Origin of the sequence: Paenibacillus sp. MMS18-CY102, from assembly GCF_009789195.1 — a bacterium.
GTDB lineage: Bacteria > Bacillota > Bacilli > Paenibacillales > Paenibacillaceae > Paenibacillus_T.
Genome location: NZ_WSTC01000010.1, coordinates 63498 through 86710 on the forward strand (window position 1 = coordinate 63498; position 23213 = coordinate 86710).

Annotated in this window: 4 protein-coding genes; all 4 read right to left on the reverse strand. The window is 56.1% G+C overall.

Annotation, left to right across the window (positions count from 1 at the left end):
* Positions 1–14: 14 nt before the first annotated feature.
* From GON22_RS09335 to GON22_RS09350, 4 genes are read right to left on the reverse strand one after another with little or no spacing between them, the layout of a single operon-like run.
* On the reverse strand, positions 15–11603 hold the full coding sequence (locus GON22_RS09335) for an SDR family NAD(P)-dependent oxidoreductase (protein ID WP_160395836.1): 11589 nt from the start codon (positions 11601–11603) through the stop codon (positions 15–17).
* A 29-nt stretch (positions 11604–11632) separates the two neighbouring features.
* Complete coding sequence (locus GON22_RS09340) at positions 11633–20062, reverse strand: SDR family NAD(P)-dependent oxidoreductase (protein ID WP_160395837.1); 8430 nt, start codon at positions 20060–20062, stop codon at positions 11633–11635.
* Between the two features lie 18 nt (positions 20063–20080).
* Complete coding sequence (locus GON22_RS09345; protein ID WP_160395838.1) at positions 20081–22393, reverse strand: beta-ketoacyl synthase N-terminal-like domain-containing protein; 2313 nt, start codon at positions 22391–22393, stop codon at positions 20081–20083.
* A 35-nt stretch (positions 22394–22428) separates the two neighbouring features.
* Positions 22429–23118 (reverse strand): MBL fold metallo-hydrolase, encoded by a 690-nt coding sequence (locus GON22_RS09350; RefSeq protein ID WP_336604283.1) that lies wholly within the window; start codon positions 23116–23118, stop codon positions 22429–22431.
* Positions 23119–23213 lie beyond the last annotated feature (95 nt).

The window sequence follows — 23213 nt, forward strand, 5'->3', positions numbered from 1 at the left end:
TTCGCCAACCTCCTCTATTTCCACTGCACCTTGACCGAATCAAAATAGCTCATAAATGCAGCATCGGCCGTTTCCTCTCCCTGCCAGGCCGCCTCGTTTGCCGTTTCTTTCTGCGGCTCCGGCCAATAGCGCTGCTTGTTGTATGCAGGCATCGGCAATTTCGATTGCAGCGTTGCCTTCAGCGCTTCGGGCACGCCTTCGTTGCTTAACAGAATGTGCGCGTTGTTGCCGCCAAGCCCAAAGGAGCTAATGCCTGCCCGGAGTATGCCTTGCTTCGGTTTCCAGTCCATCAATTGCTTGACTGGGAACAGCGGTGACTCTTCGAATTTAAAGCGCGGATTCGGCACATCGCAATTAAGCGTCGGCGGCAATTGTTCATGAATGATGGCAAGCAGCACTTTAATGACGCTGGCAGCGCCAGCCGCGCTTAACAGATGGCCGATATTCGTTTTGACACTGCCAACGCCGCATATCTGCTTATCTGAGACGTAACGGCTAAATATGCGTGTCAGCCCTTTGAGCTCCAATGGATCGCCGATTAATGTTCCCGTTCCGTGCGTCTCCACATAGCCGATCGTTTCCGGTCCGACGCCTGCGCTGGTAATCGCTTGCTCAATCAGCTCTTGCTGCGCGTCCGGGTTCGGAGTCGTAACGCCCATCGTGTTGCCATCATTATTAACAGCTGAGCCGTCAATGACGCCATAAATTTTATCCCCGGAAGCAATCGCATCCTCCAGCCGTTTGAGCAGCAGCACGCCGCAGCCTTCCCCAACCCCTATGCCGTCCGCATCCGCAGCGAACGTTTTGCATCGGCCAGATGGGGACATGACTTTGGCGGCATCGAGCGCTTCATAAACCGACTCGTCCAAAATATCGACTCCGCCAGCAAGCGCCGCTTCACATTCACCCGACAAAATGCTTCGCGCAGCGAGGTGAATCGCCGTCAGTGTGCTTGAACAAGCCGTATCGACGACCATGTTCGGGCCTTTAAAATTATAGATATGGGACAAATGCGCCCCGATAAAGTTTTGCGCCGTGCCGATAATCGTGTCGCTTTTGCTTCCTCTCAATTTCCGGGCGAATGCCCCAGTGCGGGCGCCGACGAACACCCCTACCTGTTTTCCCCACAAATCGGATTTGGAATAGCCCGCATCTGCCAGCGCTTCCGCGCTAACTTCGAGCCATTGCCGTTGAAGCGGGTCCATCTGAACCGCAAGCGACTCCGTTACTTTGAAGTAACCGGCATCAAAATTTTCAATGCCTTCTAGGAACGCACCATTCTCGCCGCGGCCCTTCCAGCGTTCGACCGGAATCTCCCGAATGCTATCTTTGCTATTCGCCAAGTTTGACCAGAAGGAAGCTGCATCCGGCGCATCTGGGAAGTGGCAGGACAAGCCTACGATTGCGATGCGTGCGGAAGCCTGATTCCGTTCTGCCTTAGAGACCGAGAACGGTGCGAGGCCCGCAGCCGTTTGAAGCGGCACCTGCATCGATCCCAGCAGTTCTTCATCAGCCGGCCATTCCTTTACTGGCTGTTGCACAGCAGCCTCAAGGAATTCAACAGGCTCATGCGCTTCCACAGGCTCGCCTTTCATCACGATAGCATTCATTGCTTTCGGGTAAGCCTCTATCAAATAATGCGCGAATGCCCGAATGGTCGAATGCTCAAGCATAGCGCCCGGATCAACGGCTTCTCCTACCGCCTTGTCCAATCGGGTAACAACCTGTGCTAACAGAATTGAATCCATGCCGTAATCTTGGAATGGCTTATCCCATTGCAGCCGCGCCGCATCCAGCTTGAGCTGTTCGGCTAATAGCTCAGTTAGCCATTGCCCGACACGCTCCACTGGTGTACCTGTCCCTGCCCGTTGACGGCTAGCCGTTGTTTTCTGGCTCGCACTGAGGATGCCCGGCATGCCAGCCGCGCCTGCCGCAACTGCTGCGCTGCCCAATCGTTCATGCACGGCTTGCTGCGAACGGCCGGCTTGCAGCAATCGCTTCGGCTCCCAGCTTGCTTGTTGAATGCGGGCAGGCATAACAACGGCAGGACGCTCACCGTCTATTATGCGGCCAAGCAACGCCAAGCCTTCGTTATCCGTTAAGCCTAGCAGGCCCGTCTGGGCATAAGCTCCGCCCGAAATTTCGCCCAGGCCGCTTTCCTTCCAATTCGGCCACTGGATGCTGATGATCGGCAACCGATCCTGCATCGCTTCCGCGACGTAATCCATATAACTATTTGCCATTGCATAATCGCTCTGCCCTACAGCAAGAGAAGGAATAATGGCCGAAACCGAGGAGTAAAGCACAGCGAACCGCAGCTCATGCTCATGCTCATGTTCAGTGAGTTCACCGAGCAGCACCTGCAGCCCTGCCACCTTCGGCTCCATCACTTTTCTAATCGATTGCTCCGGCTTGCGGATAAACGCTGGGTTTTCCTTATCGGTCAGCCCCGCACAATGAATGAGCCCTCCAATAGGGCCAAGCGATTGCCTGATCTGCTGAAGCTTGCGCCTCACTTCTTCCCGGTTATCCAGCGGCAGCGATAACACCTGCACCTCTGCCCCAAGACCCTCTAACGCGCGTATGGCGCGGATTTTGGCTGCAATAGGGGAATCGGGCTGCTGTGCTTCATGCCACGCCCAGTCCGAACGGTCCGGCAGCTGCTCACGGCCGGTCAGCACTACTTTCTTAACTCCCCGGTGTTCGGCAAAAAAGCGTGCAGCCGCATAGCCGAGCCCACGCGTGCCGCCCGTTACGAGCAAAACATGGCTAGGCGGAAACGCGGCGCTTGCATTCACTTGAATAGGGTCCATCAGGCCAGCAGGCTCAGCATCGAGATAAGTGCGATACCGAACCCCTGCCCTGTAGCATGCTTCCGCATCGTCGCTATCAGATGCAAACTCTTGGGCAATTTGTGCGGCGAGCGCCCGCCCTTGCAAAGCGCAATCTGCATCGAGATGGCTGGCCGTTACATGCTTATACTCACGCCCAAGCATTCGGTATAGACCCGCCCGCGCTGCGCCTGACAAGCGAATTTCGCCTTGATTTTCAAACCGTTCCAGCCCATGGGTGACACCAAGAAGCTTCATGCCCCGCTTATGGCCGTTGTCGATTAATTGCTGAACCCAAGCGAGCCCGGCAATATCATCTGGTTCACCCGGATCGCAGCCGACCAGATCGATGCAGCCTCCGTATTGCTGCCAGTCCATGCCGCCAAGCACGGATGAAGCATCGAAACCAGATGCTACGACGATATGCGCCGTTTGCAGCATGCTGGCCAACTGCTCAGCTAGCGCAAGCGTCCTGTCCGTCGACAAAATCGCAACAACGCCATCTACGGCATCGCTCTTGCGAGAAACGCCACACGGCTCCCAACGTTTATGGGCCATGACGAAGGCTTCCTCGCCGTCACGATTTCCCGAACCCCGGGATACCGGAGCGCTAGCCATGCCGGTTTCCGATAAAATAGGGTAATTGCTTAACGTTGGCGCCCAGCAGCGTTCTTGAGCAAACGGATAGCCCGGCAAACTAATTCTGCGAGGCACAGCGCCACCGCTGTACAATTTGCTCCAATCAACCTGCAATCCCCTTGTCCACAGCTCCATCACTTTGGCAAACTTCCGCTTGGTTATCCAAGCTTCAATCGTCACCCGCATATCCTCATCGTCAGCCAGCAATCCGTTATTCTGATCAAGCTGCCCCCGATAAACATCGGCTACATACGGTTCGCCAGCTTCGATGGAAGCCAGCTTAGCCTCCAGCTCGGCCATCGTCGTAACTAATAACGCCAAACGGGACTCCATCGGCTCGCGCCCGATTTGCAGCGTATACGCTACATCATGCAGCTGCGAAGGCGATATAGCCCCGCGGCGAATCGTTGCCAGCAGCCGGCTTGCCCGCTCCTGCAGCCGCTCGTCGTTTTTCGCCGACAGCAGAACGACGGCTGGACCCGTTGGCGACTGGGCAACTGCTTGCTGATCAGCAGCATATTCCTCCACCACGAGATGCGCGTTAGAGCCTCCTGCTCCAAAAGCCGAGATGCCCGCCCGGCGGGGAACTTCCCTGCTAACGCCATTGCGCTCGACGATCGGCCGCTCCCAGCTCGTCCCCTCACGCTGGACAACGAATGGGGTTGCGCCAAAATCGATATTCGGATTAAGCTTCTCCGCATGGAGCGACGGTACAAGCTCCCCATGCTTCAATTGCAGAAGCACTTTGATAAGGCCCGCAATGCCTGCCGCGCTTTCGCAATGCCCGATATTCGATTTGACCGATCCGATGGAACAAAATCCTGTTTCATCCGTCCACTGGCGGAACGCCTTCGATAGCCCTGCAATTTCGATCGGATCGCCAAGTGAAGTGCCCGTCCCATGCGCTTCCAAGTAACTGATCGTGCGCGGGTCGATGCCCGAATGGCGCAAAGCCCGTTCGATGACGGCCGATTGCGCGCCCGGATTCGGCACGGTGTAGCCGTTCGTTTTGCCGCCATGATTAATCGACGACCCTTTGATCACGCCATAGATGAGATCGCCATCCGCTTGGGCTTTGTGAAGCGGCTTGAGCAGCACCGCCCCCACACCTTCACCGGGAACATAGCCATCGCCGCCTTCACCGAAGCTGACGCAGCGGCCAATGCTTGAGGCGAATTTGCCCTGGCCAAGCTGCAAATATTTGTTCGGATGAATAGAAACGTTCACGCCGCCCGCAATGGCAACATCGCACTCTTGCAAACGCAGGCTTTGGCTAGCCAAATGAATGGCTGTCAACGAAGACGAGCACATCGTATCGACCGCCATGCTTGGCCCATTGAAATTAAAATAATAAGAAACACGGTTAGCCACAGAAGACGGATTCCCGCTCAGCGCCATCGGCCGCCCGCACATCGTTTCCTGCGCTCCGTAGAGCTGATATTCCTCATACATGACACCCACGTAAACGCCGACGGACGTTTCCGTGCCGCCTGTTCCCCGGCCTTTGCCGGCAAGCGTCTCGCGTGTATAGCCCGCATCCTCTAACGTTTCGTGGACACACTGCAAAAACAATCGTTCCTGCGGGTCCATCGCTTCGGCTTCACGCGGCGAAATATGGAAGAACAATGGATCGAAGCGGTCCACGCCATCGATAAAGCCGCCCCACTTGGTATAAGTTTTATGCGGTTTACCTTTAACGGGGTCAAAATATTGGCTATGGTCCCACCGGTCCGCCGGAATTTCGGTAATGCAATCTTTCCCCGCCTTCAAATTGTCCCAGAACTGCTGCGTATCTGCTGCGCCAGGGAATCGGCAAGCAATGCCAATGATCGCGATATCCTGGTCGGAATGGCCTGCTGCGGATGCCGCAGATGAAGCTGGCCCAGCCGATGGCGTATAGCGCCCGCGGCGCGAGCCGCCCGCTAATGCCCGCCGTTTGCTGCGGGAATAATCGAAGCCATTCGCCGAAGCGGCGCGATCGGCAGCATTAGCAGTGGAGTTAGCTGCTTCGGTTGAAGCAACGCCCAATTGTGCATCACTTCCCGCCTGCATCCGCACCGGTTCATTCAGCAGCTCCATTAACCGCCCCCGATGCTCCGACGCGAAATATTCAGCCAAGGTTCTAACCGTTCGGTACTCGAAGAACAACGTCTTTGGCAACGTGCCGAACGACTGCTCCAAGTAGTTTGTCAGCTTAATAATCGTAATCGACTCAATCCCGTATGCCTCAAGCTCCGTGTCCAGATTCAGCCGATCAAGCGGCAGCTTGAGCACGGTCGCTAACTGTCCAGCTATATAGGCCGCTACACGGTCAAGGAATGAGGGCTCCAAATCGAGCGCCATGCTTGGTTGAGGCGCTGCGGCAAGCGGAGCATCCACCCGCGGCTCCTTCGCCGGTGGGCTTGCTGGACCAACGAATGTTTGCCGCAGCCGTTCCGTATCCCCATACATGGCCATTGAATGGGTTGCATCTGAGGCCATGATTCGGTAAAAGGCGTCCATCCCCATTGCAGATGGCATTGCCGCCATTCCCGTGTGCGTGCGCATCAGCTTCGCGGTTTCCTCGTCAAGCTGCATCGCTCCTTCTTGCCAGAGCGGCCAGTTGATCGATAACGTTCTGCCGTGCCGCAGCCCTTTCTTCACCATTCCTGCCCGGTATCGGGCGTAATTGTCCATAAATGCATTGGCAGCCGCATAGTCCGCCTGCCCTACGTTGCCGAGTGCCGCGCCAGAAGAGAAGCAAATGAAAAAGTCCAATTCAAGCAATGCGCTCGCTTCGTCCAAAGCGACTGTGCCCGATACTTTGGGGGCGAATACTTCCCGCATTTCCTCTGCCGTCTTGCGCAAAACATAATTATCGCGAAGCGCCCCTGCGCTATGAATAATGCCGCATACCGGGCCATATTCGCGGTCGATATCCGCCAGCAGCCGCTCCACTTCGCTTCGTACGCCAACATCTGCCTGCTTATACACGATAGTTATGCCAGCAGCTTCAAGCTCCTGTATCCATGCTTGATCAAGTTTTCCTTTAAGGGACCGACCGGCCAAAACAATCGTTGCCCGAGCAGCATGCTTTGCAATCTCCTTAGCAAAGAGCATCCCCAGCGCCCCTGCCCCGCCGGTGATGAGATAAATGCCTTCGTCTTTCCATGGAACTGCTTGTTCCGAACCGTCCATAGCTGCTTCCCATCCTGCAACGGCAAGCCCTTCCCCATCCAAGCGGACGCAGCTTGCTTCTGGCATATGGACGAGCTGTTCCAGCGCTTGGACAATTTTCGGCTCACTCGGGCATGTGCCATTCGTCGCCTGTACGATTAGCAGTTGCGCAGCGATGCTCGGCTCCTCCAGCCTGATCGTGCCTACTAACCCATTCAGCCCGGCTAACGCCTCCGACTCGCCATCCGCGAATATGACCGTTTGAATAGCAGCCTTACGGCGCTTCTTCTCCTTCAAAATATGCTGAAGCTCCGCGAGAAGCCGCTCAGCATACGAGCCAAACCGCCCCGCCACATCGGATGCATGCGATTGCAGGCTTATGCAGCGCGCACCCGGCAACGCTGCCGCCACATGTGATACAACGCGTTCCTGCGGATCAACAAGCACAATAATACGCTCGCCAATGTCATGCGAATCAGCCAATTCCACGAGCGGCTCAGGCTTCCGATCCCACTTAGGCTGCAACAGCAGCAAGCCCAGCTGGCCAGCCAATCCGCTGCCTGTCTCACGCGCCATAATGCCCCGAAGCCGGACGCATACGCGCCCTTCCCGGTCACAGAGATCGATATCGTAACGGCTCAGCAACTGCTTGCCATTCGCTTCAATACGGCTTACAACTGCCCACATGCGGCTATCGCATGGCGCGTAAATGCCGACGGTATCCACTGCGAATGGAACCGCTGCCTTCTGCTCCCCTTCGGCGCCGATCACCAAGCCAAGTGCCGCTTGCAGCGCGGAATCCAGCATGCCAGGATGGATAACGAATGCTTCGTTGCCCGCTGCTTGGACATGCGGAAGCTCCAGCTCAGCTAACGCGCAGCCATCCCCGGTCCATAACATGCGGATCGCCTGATGCGCTGGGCCATATACGATGCCCATCGATGCATACGCGGCGTAAACCTCTTCGCCTGTAATAGCTCTAGTGGAGCAGCGCGCTTGCCATTCCGGCAATTGGATGGCAGGCGCAATGCCTGCTTCGAACGACGCTTCGCCCCGGCAGTAAACCATTTCTTCTGCCGAGTGATCGAGCTCGCGTAACGCCGCAGCTTCTTCATTGGCATGGCTGCCATATATGTCAAAGGCCAACGTTCCTTCATCTTCAGCCGTGATTGCAATATGGACTGTAGTAGTTGGGCTGTTCGCCACAATCGGACGGTCCCACATCACATTACGCAATACGGGGTGCAGCGTACGGCCAGCCATTTCATCCCCGCCAGCCGCCTCATCCGCACCATGCAAAGGGTTGCCGATGGACAGCTCAAGCGCGGTGCGCGCCAGTTCTAGGCACGCCGCTCCTGACATCATCGGGCTTCCGTTAACGGCATGATCCGCAATAAAAAATTCCGTCCCACTAAATTCAGACGTAAACCGCTGCTCGGTTAAATCAGAAGTGTTGCGGTGAACAAGCGGATGCAGCATTGCCGGCGCAGGCTTGTTCTGGCTGCCCGGCTCATATGCCGCGTCTTTACGCTCCAGCCAGTACCTCTCCCGTGCAAACGGGTACGCCGGCAAGCTGATTCGATTCGGCGTTCCATTTTCATATAGGCTGTTCCAATCGAACGTTAGCCCCTTCACCCACAAATCCAGCAGCTTGGCGTATTTTTTTCGTTGTAGCCACTTCGCAACAGCTTCTTGAAGCTCCTCGTCAGCGCTAAGCAACGATACGGTATCCGCGCTTTTTTTGGCCTGTCCCGAGTACACGCCCTCAATGCTTTTCTCGCCATCCGCGAACTGCTGCAGCTTGCGATAAAGATCCTGGACCGATGTCGCAATAACCGCAAGCCGTTCTTCCATCGCCTCACGGCCCACCTGCAGCGTGTATGCAGCATTGGCCAACTGCCCGTCAACCAATTGCCCTGACTGAATAAATGCCATTAACCGCTGCACGCGCGCCATTAATTGCTCTTGGCGTTTGGCGGACAGCACAATAATAGCCGGATTCCCAGCATCGATGGCATAAGCGGACTGATCGTTCCCGCTAGCCACGAACTCTTCGACAACCACATGCGCGTTCGCGCCGCCCGCGCCGAACGACGAAATGCCCGCAATGCGCGGGCGAGCTTTTGCCGGACTGCCGTCCAGGCTTACTTGAGGGCGATTCCATTCCGCAAGTTCCCGTTGCAGGTAAAATGGCGTTTGGCCGAATTCGATCTCCGGGTTCGTCTCGTCCGCATGCAAAGACGGCGCAAGTAGGCCATGCTTCATTTGCAGCAGCACTTTCGTGATGCCAGCAATGCCAGCCGCGCTCTCGCAATGCCCGATATTCGACTTCACCGATCCAATGGCACAAAATCCGGTATCACCGGTTTGCCTGCGGAAGGCGCTGGCCAGCCCTGCAATTTCAATTGGGTCACCTAACGCTGTTCCCGTACCGTGCGCTTCTACGTAACTAACCTCGCGTGGATGCACGCCCGACCGGGCGAGCGCATCCGCAATCAGCTCCGATTGTGCAACAGGGTTAGGGACGGAGTAGCCATGCGTCCGCCCTCCTGCATTCAGCATGCTGCCTTGCAAAATGCCATAAATATGGTCGCCATCCTCAATTGCCCGGGCAAGCGGCTTCAACACGGCTGCGCCGGCTCCCTCCGCATCGACGAAACCGTCCGCACCAGCGCCGAACGAACGGCATTGGTCGCCCGCTGACAGCATCGTAACCTCGGAAAGCTTCAAATAATGGACCGGATCGACAATGAGATTGACGCCGCCTGCGATTGCTGTTTCACAGGTGCCGCTGCGCAAGCTTTCCATCGCCAAATGGATGGCCGTCAACGAAGACGAGCAAGCCGTATCGATTGCCATGCTTGGCCCTTGGAAGTTAAACAGGTACGAAATCCGGTTAGCAATCGAATAATAAAGCGGTCCCGTTGCGTAGTTGCCATTCATGACGCCTGCAAAAACACCGATCTTGCGTGTCGTTGCTAGCGTACCGGGCGTGTAGCCTGCGTCCTCAATCGATGCATATACCGTTTCTAAGAACACTCGCTCCTGCGGGTCCATGCGCTCCGCCTCAGCAGGAGATATTTGGAAGAACAAGGGATCGAACTTATCTGCATCCGCAATAAACCCGCCCCATTTGGAATACATCGCGCCTCTCTTGCCCTTCTTCGGATCAAAATAATCCCGCCAATCCCAACGGTCCGCGGGAATTTCCCCAATGCCGCTCTTGCCTGCCTTCAAATTGTCCCAAAATGAGGCGACATCAGGCGCGCCCGGGTAGCGGCCAGCCAAACCAATGATAGCGACCCCTTCCCAAGGTGTGCTTTCTTGTAGCTGTGCGGCTTGTTCCCCTCTTCGGTGCGTTTCAGTTCGCCTTGGGTTAGCCTCCGGTTTCGGGCTAACTGCCCGGCCAAACTTGCCCGCCTTCAGCCCGCCCTTCGGCGTGATCGGCGACGGCGCTTTAGCTGATGCCTCCTGGCCAGCCGCCGCCGCATCCGGCAGCTCCGGTGCAGCCGCTGATGCAGATACGCCTGCGAACGCCGCTAATTGCTCCCGCTGCGTACGCATGAAATGCTCCACCAACGCCAGCGTTGTCCGGCATTCGAAAAACAGCGTGCTCGTTACGCCCGTAAACACTTTGCGAAACGCATTCGTCAACTGCACAACCAAGATGGAGTCCAGCCCGTACTCCTCTAGCGGAGCAGACCCATTAATCTGGTCGGCTGGAATGCGGAACGTTTCCCCGACCAGCTTCTTCACCTGAACGAGCGCCCGCTCGCGCAATAATTCATCCGAACCCGCGCTAGAAGGCTGAAGCTTCGGCGATTGCGCCTCCTCCTCCGAGCGGCTGCTCGGCGTTGGGGCTGCTTTCACTCGCTTAGGCTCGCTGTTGCCGACGGCTTGCTGCCTGCGGATCATTCCATCGCTCTCTGCCACGATAATTTGCTGCCCAAGCCCATGCGCTTGAACGGCTGGGAAGGCTATCGACCGATAGCCTTCCGCTTCCAATACCCGCTCCCAAGCTTCCGGCGATAGCCCTGGGCAGCCTTGGTCACGAAGCTCTGGGTCCTCATATAGCCACCAGCCCTCAAGCAAGCCGAACGTCAAATGCGTAAACAGCGTGTTCCCGTTCATCTCATTCACGAGGAGCATGCCGTTCTTGCGCAGCAACGCCTTCGTATTGCGCATCGTCACGCGCATATTGCGTGTAGCATGCAGAACATTCGTTGCGATGACGATATCGTATTCGCCCTCCGCAATGCCTTGGTCCGTCGGCTGCTGTTCGGCATTAAATAGCTTATATGCCAAATAAGGCGCCTGCGGCCCATATTGCTGTTCAGCATGGATGAGAAATGACCGTGAAATGTCGGTATAACAATATTCACCGATATGCGCTTTGAACGGCTCCAGCTTGTTGAACACCATCTGGCTTGTGCCGCCTGTGCCAGCGCCGATCTCCAGCATGCGAATGCTGGCGTGCGGCTCCTGCTTTATGCGGTTTGCAACATAAGCCGCCGCGATGTTAGCGACCACCTCGTTAAAGTAGTCCGCCACTTTATTGTTTTTGTACACGCCTTCCAAAAGCTCCATCGAGGAATTCGGAAACATCACTTCCGTTGCCGGCGTTTTACCCGTCACAATAGCCGGCAGCTCCCGCATCGTCGTTTCGACTAATCGAACCTGTGACCGCATATCCGGGTCGCCCATCCACTCTGCCTTTGACGATTCCCATTGCTGCCACAAGGCCTTGATATCATCGTCCGCTGGCGGCTGGACGGCCACACAGGTGTCGCCCTCCATGCGTACAAACTGGATTTCGGACAGCAACCGAATGGTTTCTTCCAGCCAGCGATCATACATCGGATGTAAGCCAGCCGCTTGCTTCATCTGGCTAAGCGTCGCGCGTTCCGCCCTGAACATGCCGGCTTCGCGCAATTGCGACCATAAAAGCCGGCACAGCAGTTCGTCGATTTTCTCCATTCCCGATCCCCTCTCTACCTTCATCCCATTTATAGCCGCACAAAAGCTGGCGCCGCCCCGTTATCCGCCGCTGGAAGCTCCTGATGTTGATGCCGGGCTGCCGCATATTTCGATATATTCCGTAACGTCGCGCATGCAAGGCACACTCCAGAAGTCACCTCCACGCCGCTTTCACAGCTCCATGCTTCGGCCAATCCAGCCAACGTTACGGCATCAACGCCCCAGTCGTCCAAATCAGCGTCTGGGTCGATTTCCTCCGCTGTCACGTGCAAAACCCGCGCCGTTGCTTGCAGCAGGGCTTGCAAAATTTCAGCCTCACGGCTATCCTCCACTGCCAAGGCCTTGCCCTTCATCGGCATTGGCGGCATGCTCACGCCCGACAGCATATTTGCGATGCTCGGCGCCACGGCTTGTTCAGGCACGCTGATCCACTCTTCGACGCCGTCCTTTGCCTTCGGTTTTGCTGTCAATTTCATAAAAGCAAGCTGATTAATCGGGCTGGCCATTAATGCCTCCAGCGCTTCCATTGCCTCATCCGGCTCAATGGAGCCCACTCCCGCTTGCGCCATGCGCTGCTTATAAGCATCCGACGACACAATGCCAACGCTGCCCCAATAGCCCCAGTTCATCACACGCACCGCACAGCCTAACTGTTGCCCTGTCCGGATCGCGTAAGCATCCTTGAACGTACAGCCCGAAGCGTAATTGCTCTGCCCTGCCGCCTTCGAGAATGATTGCATCGAGGAGAAATACAGCATAAAATCAAGCGCTTCGCCCTTGAACGCTTGCACCATGGCGATGCTGACATCAACCTTCGCGGCAAGCCCCGCCTTGAACCGCTCCTCTTCCATGTTCGCCAAGCTCTGGTCAAGCAGCACAATCGCAGAATGCACGACGCCATGAATCGAACCGAACCGCGCCTTCGTTTCGGCGATAGCATGCCTTAGCGCCTGCTCATCCCCCGCATCCGCCGCGATATAGTGAGGTACAGGACCTAGCAGCGAGAGCTTGTCCAGCTTGTGCTGAATCGTTTCATCCAACGGCCTGCGCCCAATCCAAACGATTTGGGCTTGATAGCTGCGAAGCATATAATCCGTCCACACTTCGCCGATGCCTCCAGCGCCGCCTATAACGACATAAACGCCGCCTTGCCGATACCCGCTGCGGGCGGATTGCGCAGGGAAGCGAACCGGCACCAATTTAGACCGATACCACGCTTCGTCCCGATAAACCCATGGCTCGCCTTCGGGATCGCTTGGCAATGCCAGCATGCCATCCATCGGCACCGTGCCCCCGTCTAAGTCAATAAGCTGGAAGCTCCAGTTGCCATACTCTTTGGCCGCAGAGCCAACAAGCCCATGCAAGCTTGCATGCGCTGGATTCGGCTCATCTTTTGCCCTTGCCGTTACCGCCCGCTCGGTCACGACCGTCCATCTCAAATCACGCGTGTCCCAGCCCGCACGCAATAACCCTTTCATAAACCGGAACAATTGCAGCACAGGCGAATCATACGCCGTGCGATCCGCGTTATTCGATACGGGATCGAACGAAGGCGCTAGCCAGATGATGCGGCCAATAACGCCGGCATTTCCCGCTTCATCAGCCCATTCCTCAATCGCAACCGAACCGTTCGGTTCCGTTACGCATGCGTCCGGATAGTTGCTGCGCAGCGCGTCTCGAAGCGCTCCCGAATCGCCAATTATCCATACAGGCTCGTCCAGGCCCGAAGCCTCACCTTGTTCCTCAAGGACGGCCCTATCCCAAACCGGCGCAAGCATCAACTTTTCTTCGAACCCGCTCTCTTCCAAGCGCTTCATTTCCTTCGCACGCGACGCGAAGCCACGCAGGCGCAAGCAGATATTTCCATCTTGATCGGCAATATCGATATCAATCAGCTTGATTGGGCGATTGTGATCCCCCTGATCGCTATAGCGAAGCCATGCCATGGACATGCTGCTGCAATCCCCGACAATTTCCAGCTCAGACAGCTCGAACGGAAGGGAAGGCGCGGCAGACGCATTATCAATAGAGAAGCCAATCGCTGCCTGCAAGACGGAATCCAGCATGCCCGGATGCATCGTATATTCGGATCGCGCCGCTTCGGCTTCGCGAGGCCATGCCAGCTCAGCGAGCAATTCGCCCTGGCCAACCTGAAGGCCAGCCACCCCTCTATGGGAAGGGCCATACGCGATGCCAAGCGACGAGAAGGCGCTATAACACTGCTCCGCCGAGTAGCGGTTTGCGCATCTGGCGCTAATGGCCGCCCAATCCGCCGGCTCTAGTTGCCCTGTTTCATGCAAGCTGGCGTTGCCTTGCCCATGAACCACTTCTCCGGCTTCGTTTTCCGTATAAATTTTGAACGCAATTTCCCCATCGTCTTCCAGCTCAAGCGCAATATGCACGTCCACCTGCTTGCCTTCGGCCTCCAGCGGGCGCAGCCATGCAATGTTCGATAATTTAAGCCGTAACCGGCCATCGCGAAGGTCTGCCAACGACTCTGCGTCGAGAACGGCGAGCACGGAAGCATAGGCCATCTCCAAATAAGCGACACCCGGCAATATCCGTTTTCCTTGTACCCGATGGTCATCTAAGAAACACTCATCGCCCGTAAAGACGGCGCTAAACCGCAAGCCCGCTAAAGTGGACGTGTTCCGTTGCACCATCGGGTGCCGCTCTTCCCGGGATCCTCCGATCGCCTTCGAATCGCCGGCCACTGCCCGCCCTAGGGATGGCTGCTGCCACTTTGGCGCGTCGATGCCCATCTCCTTCAACCAATATTGCGCCCCTGAGAAAGGATAGGTTGGCAAGCTGATTGTCCTCGGGCAATCGCCGCCGTCGTACAATCGCCGCCAATCCACTTTCATGCCTTTCACCCAACTTTCGAGCAGCTTTCCATATTGCCGATTCGACAGCAACGATTCGGCCGAATGCCCCAGGCCATCATCGCCTAGAGCCGCTTCTGCCGATCCCTGCCCTCGCACCGCTTGGCCGACATACATGCCTTCCCCGATTTCCCCGCCATTCAAGAAGCGTTCCAGCTTCGAGGACAGCTCTTGGGCGGAGGAAACAACCAGCCCTAACCGCTCCTCCATTGCTTCCCGGCCGATTTGAAGCGTATACGCCATATTAGCCAAATCATTGTCTGTGAGCCCGCCGTTTTGCAGCCGCCCTAACAAGCCCTGCGCTTGCTTCGCAAGCATCCCCGCATTGCGCGCAGACAATATAACGGCTACAGGACCGACTGCCCGCGCCCCCGCACTCCCATCCATGCCGCTATCGCTTACATATTCTTCAACGAGGAGATGGGCGTTCGCCCCTCCCGCGCCGAACGATGAGATGCCTGCGATTAACGGGCACTCTACTCGTTCCCCGCCCACTTCTACAATCGGGCGTTTCCAATCCGTGAGCGCCTGCTGCACAGTGAATGGCGTTTTGGCGAACGGAATGTTCGGGTTGGGCTTATCCGCATAAAGCGAAGGAACCAGCTTACGATGGCGCATTTGCAAAATAACTTTCGCCAAACCCGCAATGCCCGCTGCTGCCTCCAAATGGCCGATGTTTGATTTCGCTGATCCAATCGCACAGAAGCCCGTATCCTTCGTATCCTTCCGGAATGCCTGCGAAAGCCCTGTAATTTCAATCGGGTCCCCAAGCTCGGTGCCCGTTCCATGCGCTTCAATATAACTAACCGCCCGGGCATCCACCCCCGCACGGTCCAGCACCGTCCGAACCAGCTCAGCTTGGGCGGTTGGATTCGGCACTGTATAACCGTTCGTTTTGCCACCGTGATTAATGCCCGTTCCCCGAATGACAGCGTGAATCTGGTCTCCATCGCGCACCGCGCTCGATAACGGCTTCAAAATAACCGCTCCGACACCCTCTCCGGGAACAAAGCCATCCGCTCCCTGGCCGAATGTTCGGCAGCGCCCTTCTGCGGATAACATGCCTAGCGAGGACAGTTTCACGTAACCAGACGGATGCAAATACAAGTTAACTCCGCCTGCAATGGCCATTTCGCATTCCCCGCGGTACAAGTGCTCGCACGCTTCATGGATGGCTGTCAACGAAGAGGAGCACATCGTGTCGATCGGCATGCTTGGCCCTTGCAAATTAAACAAATAGGAAATCCGATTTGCCGCCGAGCCGAATGAGGTGTGGGGAAACGCATAGTCCCCTTTCTTCCATAGCTCTGCGCCATACAGCTCATAGCCCGTCTTCGTAATGCCCGTGAACACGCCTACGCGCCGGTTAACCGTGCTCGCCACGCGCTCTCTCGTGTAGCCTGCATCCTCCATGGCTGCCCAGCACTCTTCGATTAACAATCGCTCCTGTGGATCGATATAAGCGGCTTCGCGGGGCGACATTTGGAAAAATAGCGGATCAAATGAGGCAAACCGGTCGAGAAATCCGCCCCATTTGCTATAGCTCTTGCCCTGCGCGGCAGCCTCATCCTTATTCGGCTCGTAAAAGCCTTCCACCGGCCAACGCTCCGGTGAAATTTCCGTTATGCAATCCGTGCCGCTGGCGAGATTATTCCAAAATTGTTCAAGCGAATCCGCTTGCGGATATCGGCCGCTAATGCCGATTATCGCGATTGGCTCCCGCGTCGCCTCCGCATATGGCAAGGGAAGCTGCTCCTGGCGGGCGTTAGCGGCAACTGCAGCATGCCCTTGGGGTACTTGCGGCTCCGCCGCCCGTCCGGGAGCCGCCGCTTTACCGTCCGCTGCCCCATCCGTGGCCGCCTGAAGGCCACAAAGGCGCAAACAATCCTGCGGGTAGTCGGCAACCAAATATTCGGCAAGCGCATCAAGCGCCAAGTATTCAAAAAACAACGTTTTTGAAACTTCGCCGAACGCTTCCTCCAGCTTCATGTTTAATTGCGTGATCATGATCGAGTCGATGCCGTAGCTCTCGAGCGGCTCCTCGGCATCAATCCGGGCAACGGGAAGCTTCGTCACGTCCGACAGCATCTGCTTCAGCACGCCCTCTACGCTGCGGGCAATATCAGCCGGCAACGGGATGTTGTCCGGCACAGCGGCTTGCGTCTCCTGCTGCTCCGGCTTGGTGCCGCCTAACATATAACCCGTCATTTTCGCAAGATCGCCTTCCATTACGAAGAGCTGGCTTGCCGTTCCTTGCAGCCCGGCATACAACGCAAACAGCCCGCTTGCTGTGCGCATCGGGACCATGCCTGTCGTTCTTTCCATCATGGCAGCGGTGCTTGCATCTACGTGCATGCCCCCGTCTTTCCATAACGGCCAATTCACGGAAAGCGTACGCCCGCTCCGTCGTCCATCAGCCTGCAGCCCGCTCCTGTACTGGGCGTAAGCGTCCATAAAACCATTGGCTGCCGAGTAATCTGTCTGGCCGATATTGCCGAGCGCGCTCGCTCCCGATGAGAACAAGATAAAGAAGTCGAGTGGAATGTCGCGGCTGGCTTCATCCAAATGAACGAGCCCATCGACCTTCGGCTCCAGCACCGCGTGCAAATCCTGCTCCGTCTTCTTAATAACGTAGCTATCCCGCGTAATGCCTGCTGCATGAATAATGCCGTTCAAGCGGCCGCCACATTCGCTGGCGATTCCTTCAATTAACTGCTCCGCCGACGATTGGCTAGCCAGATTCGCCCTGCGGTAATGAACCGTAGCGCCCATCGCACGCAACCGTTCCAGCTTGCCTTCCTGAACAGCTCCCAATGGCGAGCGCCCGGCCAAATAAATGGATGCGGAGCGCGCTTCGCGAGCAATCGCTTCGGCAACTAACAGGCCAAGGCCGCCAGCGCCGCCAGTGATGAGATAGACGCCGCCTTCTTTCCAAGGCATGGCCGCAGTCCCCACACTAGCACCAGCCGCGTTGGCGAAACGCCATCCAGCCGTGTACCCTCTACCAGCGCTGTACCGAATATGATGCCTGCTGCCCGCTTTGCCGCTCTCAGCAAGCTTCTGGGCAAGCCCTGCTTCATCTTCCGCGCCAGCCAGCTCGATCATTTGGCCCGTCAATCTCGGGTTTTCCAAACGAGCGGAGCGAAGCATGCCGGCAAGCCCTGCCAGCAGCCTGCCCTCTCTCTCACCTGCGACGACTGCTTGCACTAACACCTTCGTGCTGCGCTTTTGGCGGAATTCCGATTGAATCTCCGCGAATAGCAGGCTGGCATGCCGATGGAAGGCCGATATAATATCCTCGGGCTCTTCCCCGATGGCAGCCTTCACGCATCGAACCTCGCTAGCCGGCGATAGTGCGCGAAGATTCGCTGCAAGCTCATCCCCGTTAATCGCAGCACGCTGTCCGCATAGCAGCACAATGTGCAAGCCATAGGCCGGCGTATCTTCAGTAGCAACCGGCTGATCATGCTCTTGCCAGCACGGTTCAAGCATTAGCAGCTCAGCTGCATTGCCTTCGCCTGTGCCTTCGCTAGGTGCAATCGCCTCACCATGGCCCGCAGAGAGGACAGCTTTATCCCCGAGGAGCCGTCCATCGTTCCCTCCGCCAATCGGCTTGACTGCCACCCAGTAGCGCTCTCGCGCGAACGGATAAGTAGGCAGGCTTACCCGGCGACGCCGATCGCCATCATGCAGGCGTTCCCATGCCACAGCCTCGCCGTTCGTCCATTGGATCGCCAGCCCCTCAGCCGCCGCTCTCTCCGGGTCACCGGACAACGGCTGCTCCGCCAGTGCCGTTTCGGTTTCCGCTGCTCGCTTCCCCGCCCGCTTAACTTTTCCGCTATAAACCCCCGATTCAGCCAAATTGCCTTTACCCATAACAAAGCTGCTTAGCTTCCCATGCAATTCCCGAATGGAGCATGCCGGAATCGCCAATCGATGCTCCAACGCATCCCGCCCCATTTGTAACGTATAAGCGATATGGGGCAACTGGTCGTCACCAGCCTCGTTATGCTCCAGCCAATCCAGCAACCGATGCGCCAGCTCGATCAATTGCCCTTGGCTTTTGGTCGATAACACGATAATGGAAAGCTCAGTACCAGAATTGCCTGCTCCATCTTCGTGCTCTGCCCCAGCCGATGCCGGCCAATATTCTTCCACGACGAGATGGGCATTAGCGCCTCCCGCCCCGAATGACGAAATGCCTGCCCTTCTATGCTGCTGCTTGCCATCGATAACAGGGCGCTCCCACTCCCCAAGGCTCGTTTGAATTTTATAAGGGCTCCTATCAAAATCGATGTCCGGATTCGGCGTATCCGCATGAAGGGAGGGGACAAGCTGGCCATGCTTCATCTGAAGCAGCACCTTCGCCAAGCCTGCAATGCCCGACGCGCTCTCGCAATGCCCAATATTGGATTTCACCGAGCCGATGGCGCAAAATTGCCGCTCTTGCGAAAACATGCGCATCGCCGTGCCCAATCCCGCAATCTCGATCGGATCACCAAGCGCTGTGCCCGTTCCGTGCGCTTCGATATAACTGATCGTTGCAGGATCAAATCCAGCCTCTTCCCATGCGGCACCAATCACTTGCGCTTGGGCAGCTGGATTAGGGACAGTATAGCCATTGCTCTTGCCGCCATGATTAATGGCAGAGCTTTTGATAACGCCATAAATATGGTCATTGTCGGCGATTGCTTGCTGAAGCGGTTTTAGTACAACAACCCCTACCCCTTCACCCGGCACATAACCGTCGCCCCCGGCTCCGAAGCTTTCACAGCGCCCTTTGGACGAGGTGAATTGGAAACGGGATAACGCCGCATATTTGTTCGGATGGACGGATACATTGACGCCGCCCGCAAGCGCCATCGTATTGCTGCCGTTTATTAAACTCTCGCAAGCGAGATGGATAGCCGTCAAGGACGAGGAACAAGCTGTGTCGACCGTGAGGGAAGTCCCTTTAAAATCAAAATAGTACGACACGCGATTCGCAATGTTCGAAAGATTCGTAATGAGAGGCGATTCCGCTCCCCCGTTTACCGTATCGGTGTACAGCTGGTACTCTTGCCAAGTGGCCCCTGCGAACACCCCGATTTTCCCATCGCCTTGCGTGCGCAATGCATTACGGGAATACCCGGCATCCTCCAGTGCCTCCCATGCTGTTTGCAAAAACAACCGTTCCTGAGGGTCCATCAGCTCGGCTTCGAGCGGCGAAATATTGAAGAACAACGGATCGAACTCATCGATCCCGTCAAGAAATCCGCCATAGATGGCGCTTCCCGCTGCCCTAGATTCGCCCGTTTCATTCTTGCCGTAGCCGCCCCATCTTTCCTGCCGTTCAGCAGGCAATTCGGAAACAGCGTCCCTGCCCTCTTTCAGCAGAAACCAAAGCTCCTCCATATTCCGGGCTTTCGGGTAGCTTCCCGCCAAGCCTATGATCGCAATATCTTTCTCGCTAGACGGCTCATGCGCAGCTGGCACTTCCATATTTTTAATGTCGTAGCATAGCTGGACACCTGTTTCCTTGGCAATGAGCCCTTCCCTGACGCTGTGCAGAATCGAACCAATTATGGCTTCTTTCATCGTTTATAACCTCGCCGATTATATTTTTTGGATGACCCAATCCGCCGTTACTTCTCCTGACAAAATGGCTTTCGCCAACTTCTCGATCGATTCCGCTTCTGGCCGTTCCGCTTCATGCTTCGCATGCGGCATGGTCACGCCATCCTTCGACAGTGCCTGCATCTGGCTAGGGCATTCGCGTTCAAAGTAGGCAATGAATGCCCCAATCGTTTGATACTCAAAAAATATCGTCTTCGGAAAAGAGCCAAACTGCTCTTCTAAACGTAAAGATGCAGCAAGCACGGAAGATGATTGGAAGCCGTATTCACCTAGTTCAGAATCTATCGTTAGTGCCGATGCCGGAACGTCCAGCGCCTCAGCGAACAGTCCGATAAACCAAGCTTCTGCACTCGTCTGCTTCGGCTCGCTGGACGGCTTCACCGCTCGCGATGGCCGGTCGCCATTGCCTGCTGCCGCCGCTGCATGTGGATCAACGCCCGCTGATACAGCCGTAGCTGCATTCCCCGGGGAATCAACTCGTGCTTCAACAGGCGCAATCGGGAAGTGCTGGCGTTGGAATCGGTAGCCGGGCAACGAAACCTTAGTGACATGCAGCGAACGGAAAAAAGGCTCCCAGAGCAGTTCCGCTCCAGAAACCCATAGCTTCGCCAATTTCGGCCAATTCTGCTCTTCCATCCATACTGCCGCCTTATCGGCTGCACCAGCATCCTTTAATCCCGCTTGCTCCGTCGACCGGATGATTCGCCCGCTTGTTGTTTGCCCCTGCTCCCATTCCCTTAGCTGGCTAATGAATGATTCGAGGCTATCAGCCATAATGGCCATACGCTCCGCATAAGCAATTCGCCCTGTACAAAGCGTAAACATCACATTTTCAGGCGAATAACGATTAGCGTAACGGGCATGCATGGGCATCTCATCCGCAAAAAATCGTATTAACCGATTCACTAGCTCGGCAAGCTGCTCCTGTGACGGAGCGGATAACGGAAAGAAATATTGGGCCAGCGGCGTCCGCTCCCCATCCGTCTCCGCATTCTCTTCACATATCAAATGGCCCATGTCGCCGCCTGCCCCGAACGACGATATCGTAGCGCGCCTTGGCGCTTCCATCCGCTCGGTGCCGATCTGGAACGAAGGCCGCTTCCACTCCTGAACGGATTGCAGCAAGTAAAAGGGGCTGTCCTCCATTCGCAGATTCGGATTTACGCTGTCCAGCCGCAGCAGCGGCAGCAGCTTTTCCGACTCGAACTGCAGCAGCAGCTTCGTCAGCTGAAGCATCGTCGACACCGATTCGCCGTGACCGGCATTCGACTTTACCGTGCCAACAGGAAAGATGCCGCGCATGTCCGTAAATGAGCGGAATGCTGTACGCAGCCCTTCCAGCTCAATGGCATCACCTAGCGGCGATCCGTTCGCAGCAGCCTCCACATAGCTGATCGTTTCCGGCCTAATGCCGGATTTTCGAAAATGCTCCTCCATTAACGCCGCCTGGCGGTTCGGATTAAATGCGCCAAACCATGATGTTTTTCCTTCATTGCGAATATGGCTGGATTTGATGATGCCATAAATATGGTCGCGATCCTGCTGGGCTTGTTCTAGCGGTTTGAGCAGCATCGATACGACGCCTTCCGCAGGCACCCAGCCGTCATCGTTGCCGAACGGGCTTGAATGCGGCTCGCTGGAGGATGAGAGCATATAGGAGGCGGTTGCGTAATGGTCGGGATGCACGATCAGATTCGCTCCGGTCACAAGCGCGGTGCGGCAATCGCCGCTTTGCAAGCTTCGGCAAGCGAGATGCAGCGCCACAAGCGAAGAACAGCAGCCGGCATCGGTCGTAAAGCTCGGCCCCTGAAAATTAAAAAAGTAAGCAATTCGGTTATTTAACATATAAGAATGGCTCGATATCGGCAGCAGCTTCTGGTATTCCCCATAGGTAATGCCGCAGAACAAACCAACATCCGTGCCTAGGCTTGCCGGAGTATACCCTGCATCCTCCATACAAGTCCAAGCTGTCTCCAGCGCAATCCGCTCCTGTGGATCAAGCGCGAGCACTTCCTCCGGCCGAATATGAAAAAATGATGCGTCAAAACGGTCATGCTCCGGCACGAATGCGCCGTGCTGGCATCTCGTTTTATTGGGCACAAACGCCGCTTGCTGTTCCGGTTCGCAATATCTCCGATGGTCCCAACGGCTTGCCGGAACCGGTTCGATGAGATTCGCCCCATCCATCAGCTTGCGCCAAAACAACTGATAGTCGATGGATTGTGGAAATCTTCCTCCCAATCCGATAATCGCAATATCGCTTCCTTTCGTTGCCTGTTGGCCGTGTGCCATATAGCTCTCTCCCTTATAGCCTTCATATTAGACTTCTATTGGAAATGAAATAGCCGCGACTGATTGCTGCGCATGCGAAATTTGACGAAAGTATCCCGGTTTTCGAGAATGAAATAAACATTGTTCGAAAGCAGATGGCCGAGCGTTTGCCCCGGTTTCTCTCCAAAAGAATGGCCCGGGTACACGCGGACAGAAGCGTCCGCCACTCGCTTGATGCGCTGGATGCTGTCGAACATGTCGTCGGGCGATCCGCCTGGCAGATTGCATATGCCGCAGCCCTCGATAAAAGCCGTGTCGCCTGTAAAAAGGCTGCCTTCTAGCTTATAGCACATGCCCCCTGCAGTATGGCCCGGGGTTAGTAGGCCCGTAATGGCGGTCCGGCCAAGCCACACGGTAGCGCCATCATCCAATAGATGCAAATTCGTGCAGCCAAATCGGTAATAGTCGGCTTCCCTTCTGGACATATAGACATTAACGCCAAATTTGCGAGCCAATGGATCCGCCAGCTGAACATGGTCCTCGTGGGAATGGGTAAGCAGAATCATCTCTGGAACGGCTCCGAGCCGAGCCAGCTTTGCTTCAATAAGCTCCATATTCCAGGCTGGGTCTACTATAGCCGTCTTGCCCGTATAGGAATCGACAATGATATAGACTTGATTAATGATATTGCCCGAACTCACTCGGAGCATAAATATTTCATAGCCAGCCATTTCGTTCATTTCCATTATGATGTACCACCCTGATTTTCTGGAGCAATAGCCTGTCTACCCTTTAAACAAAAAAACTGCCGCTCCAAGGCCCGATAAAGACCTTAAAGCGG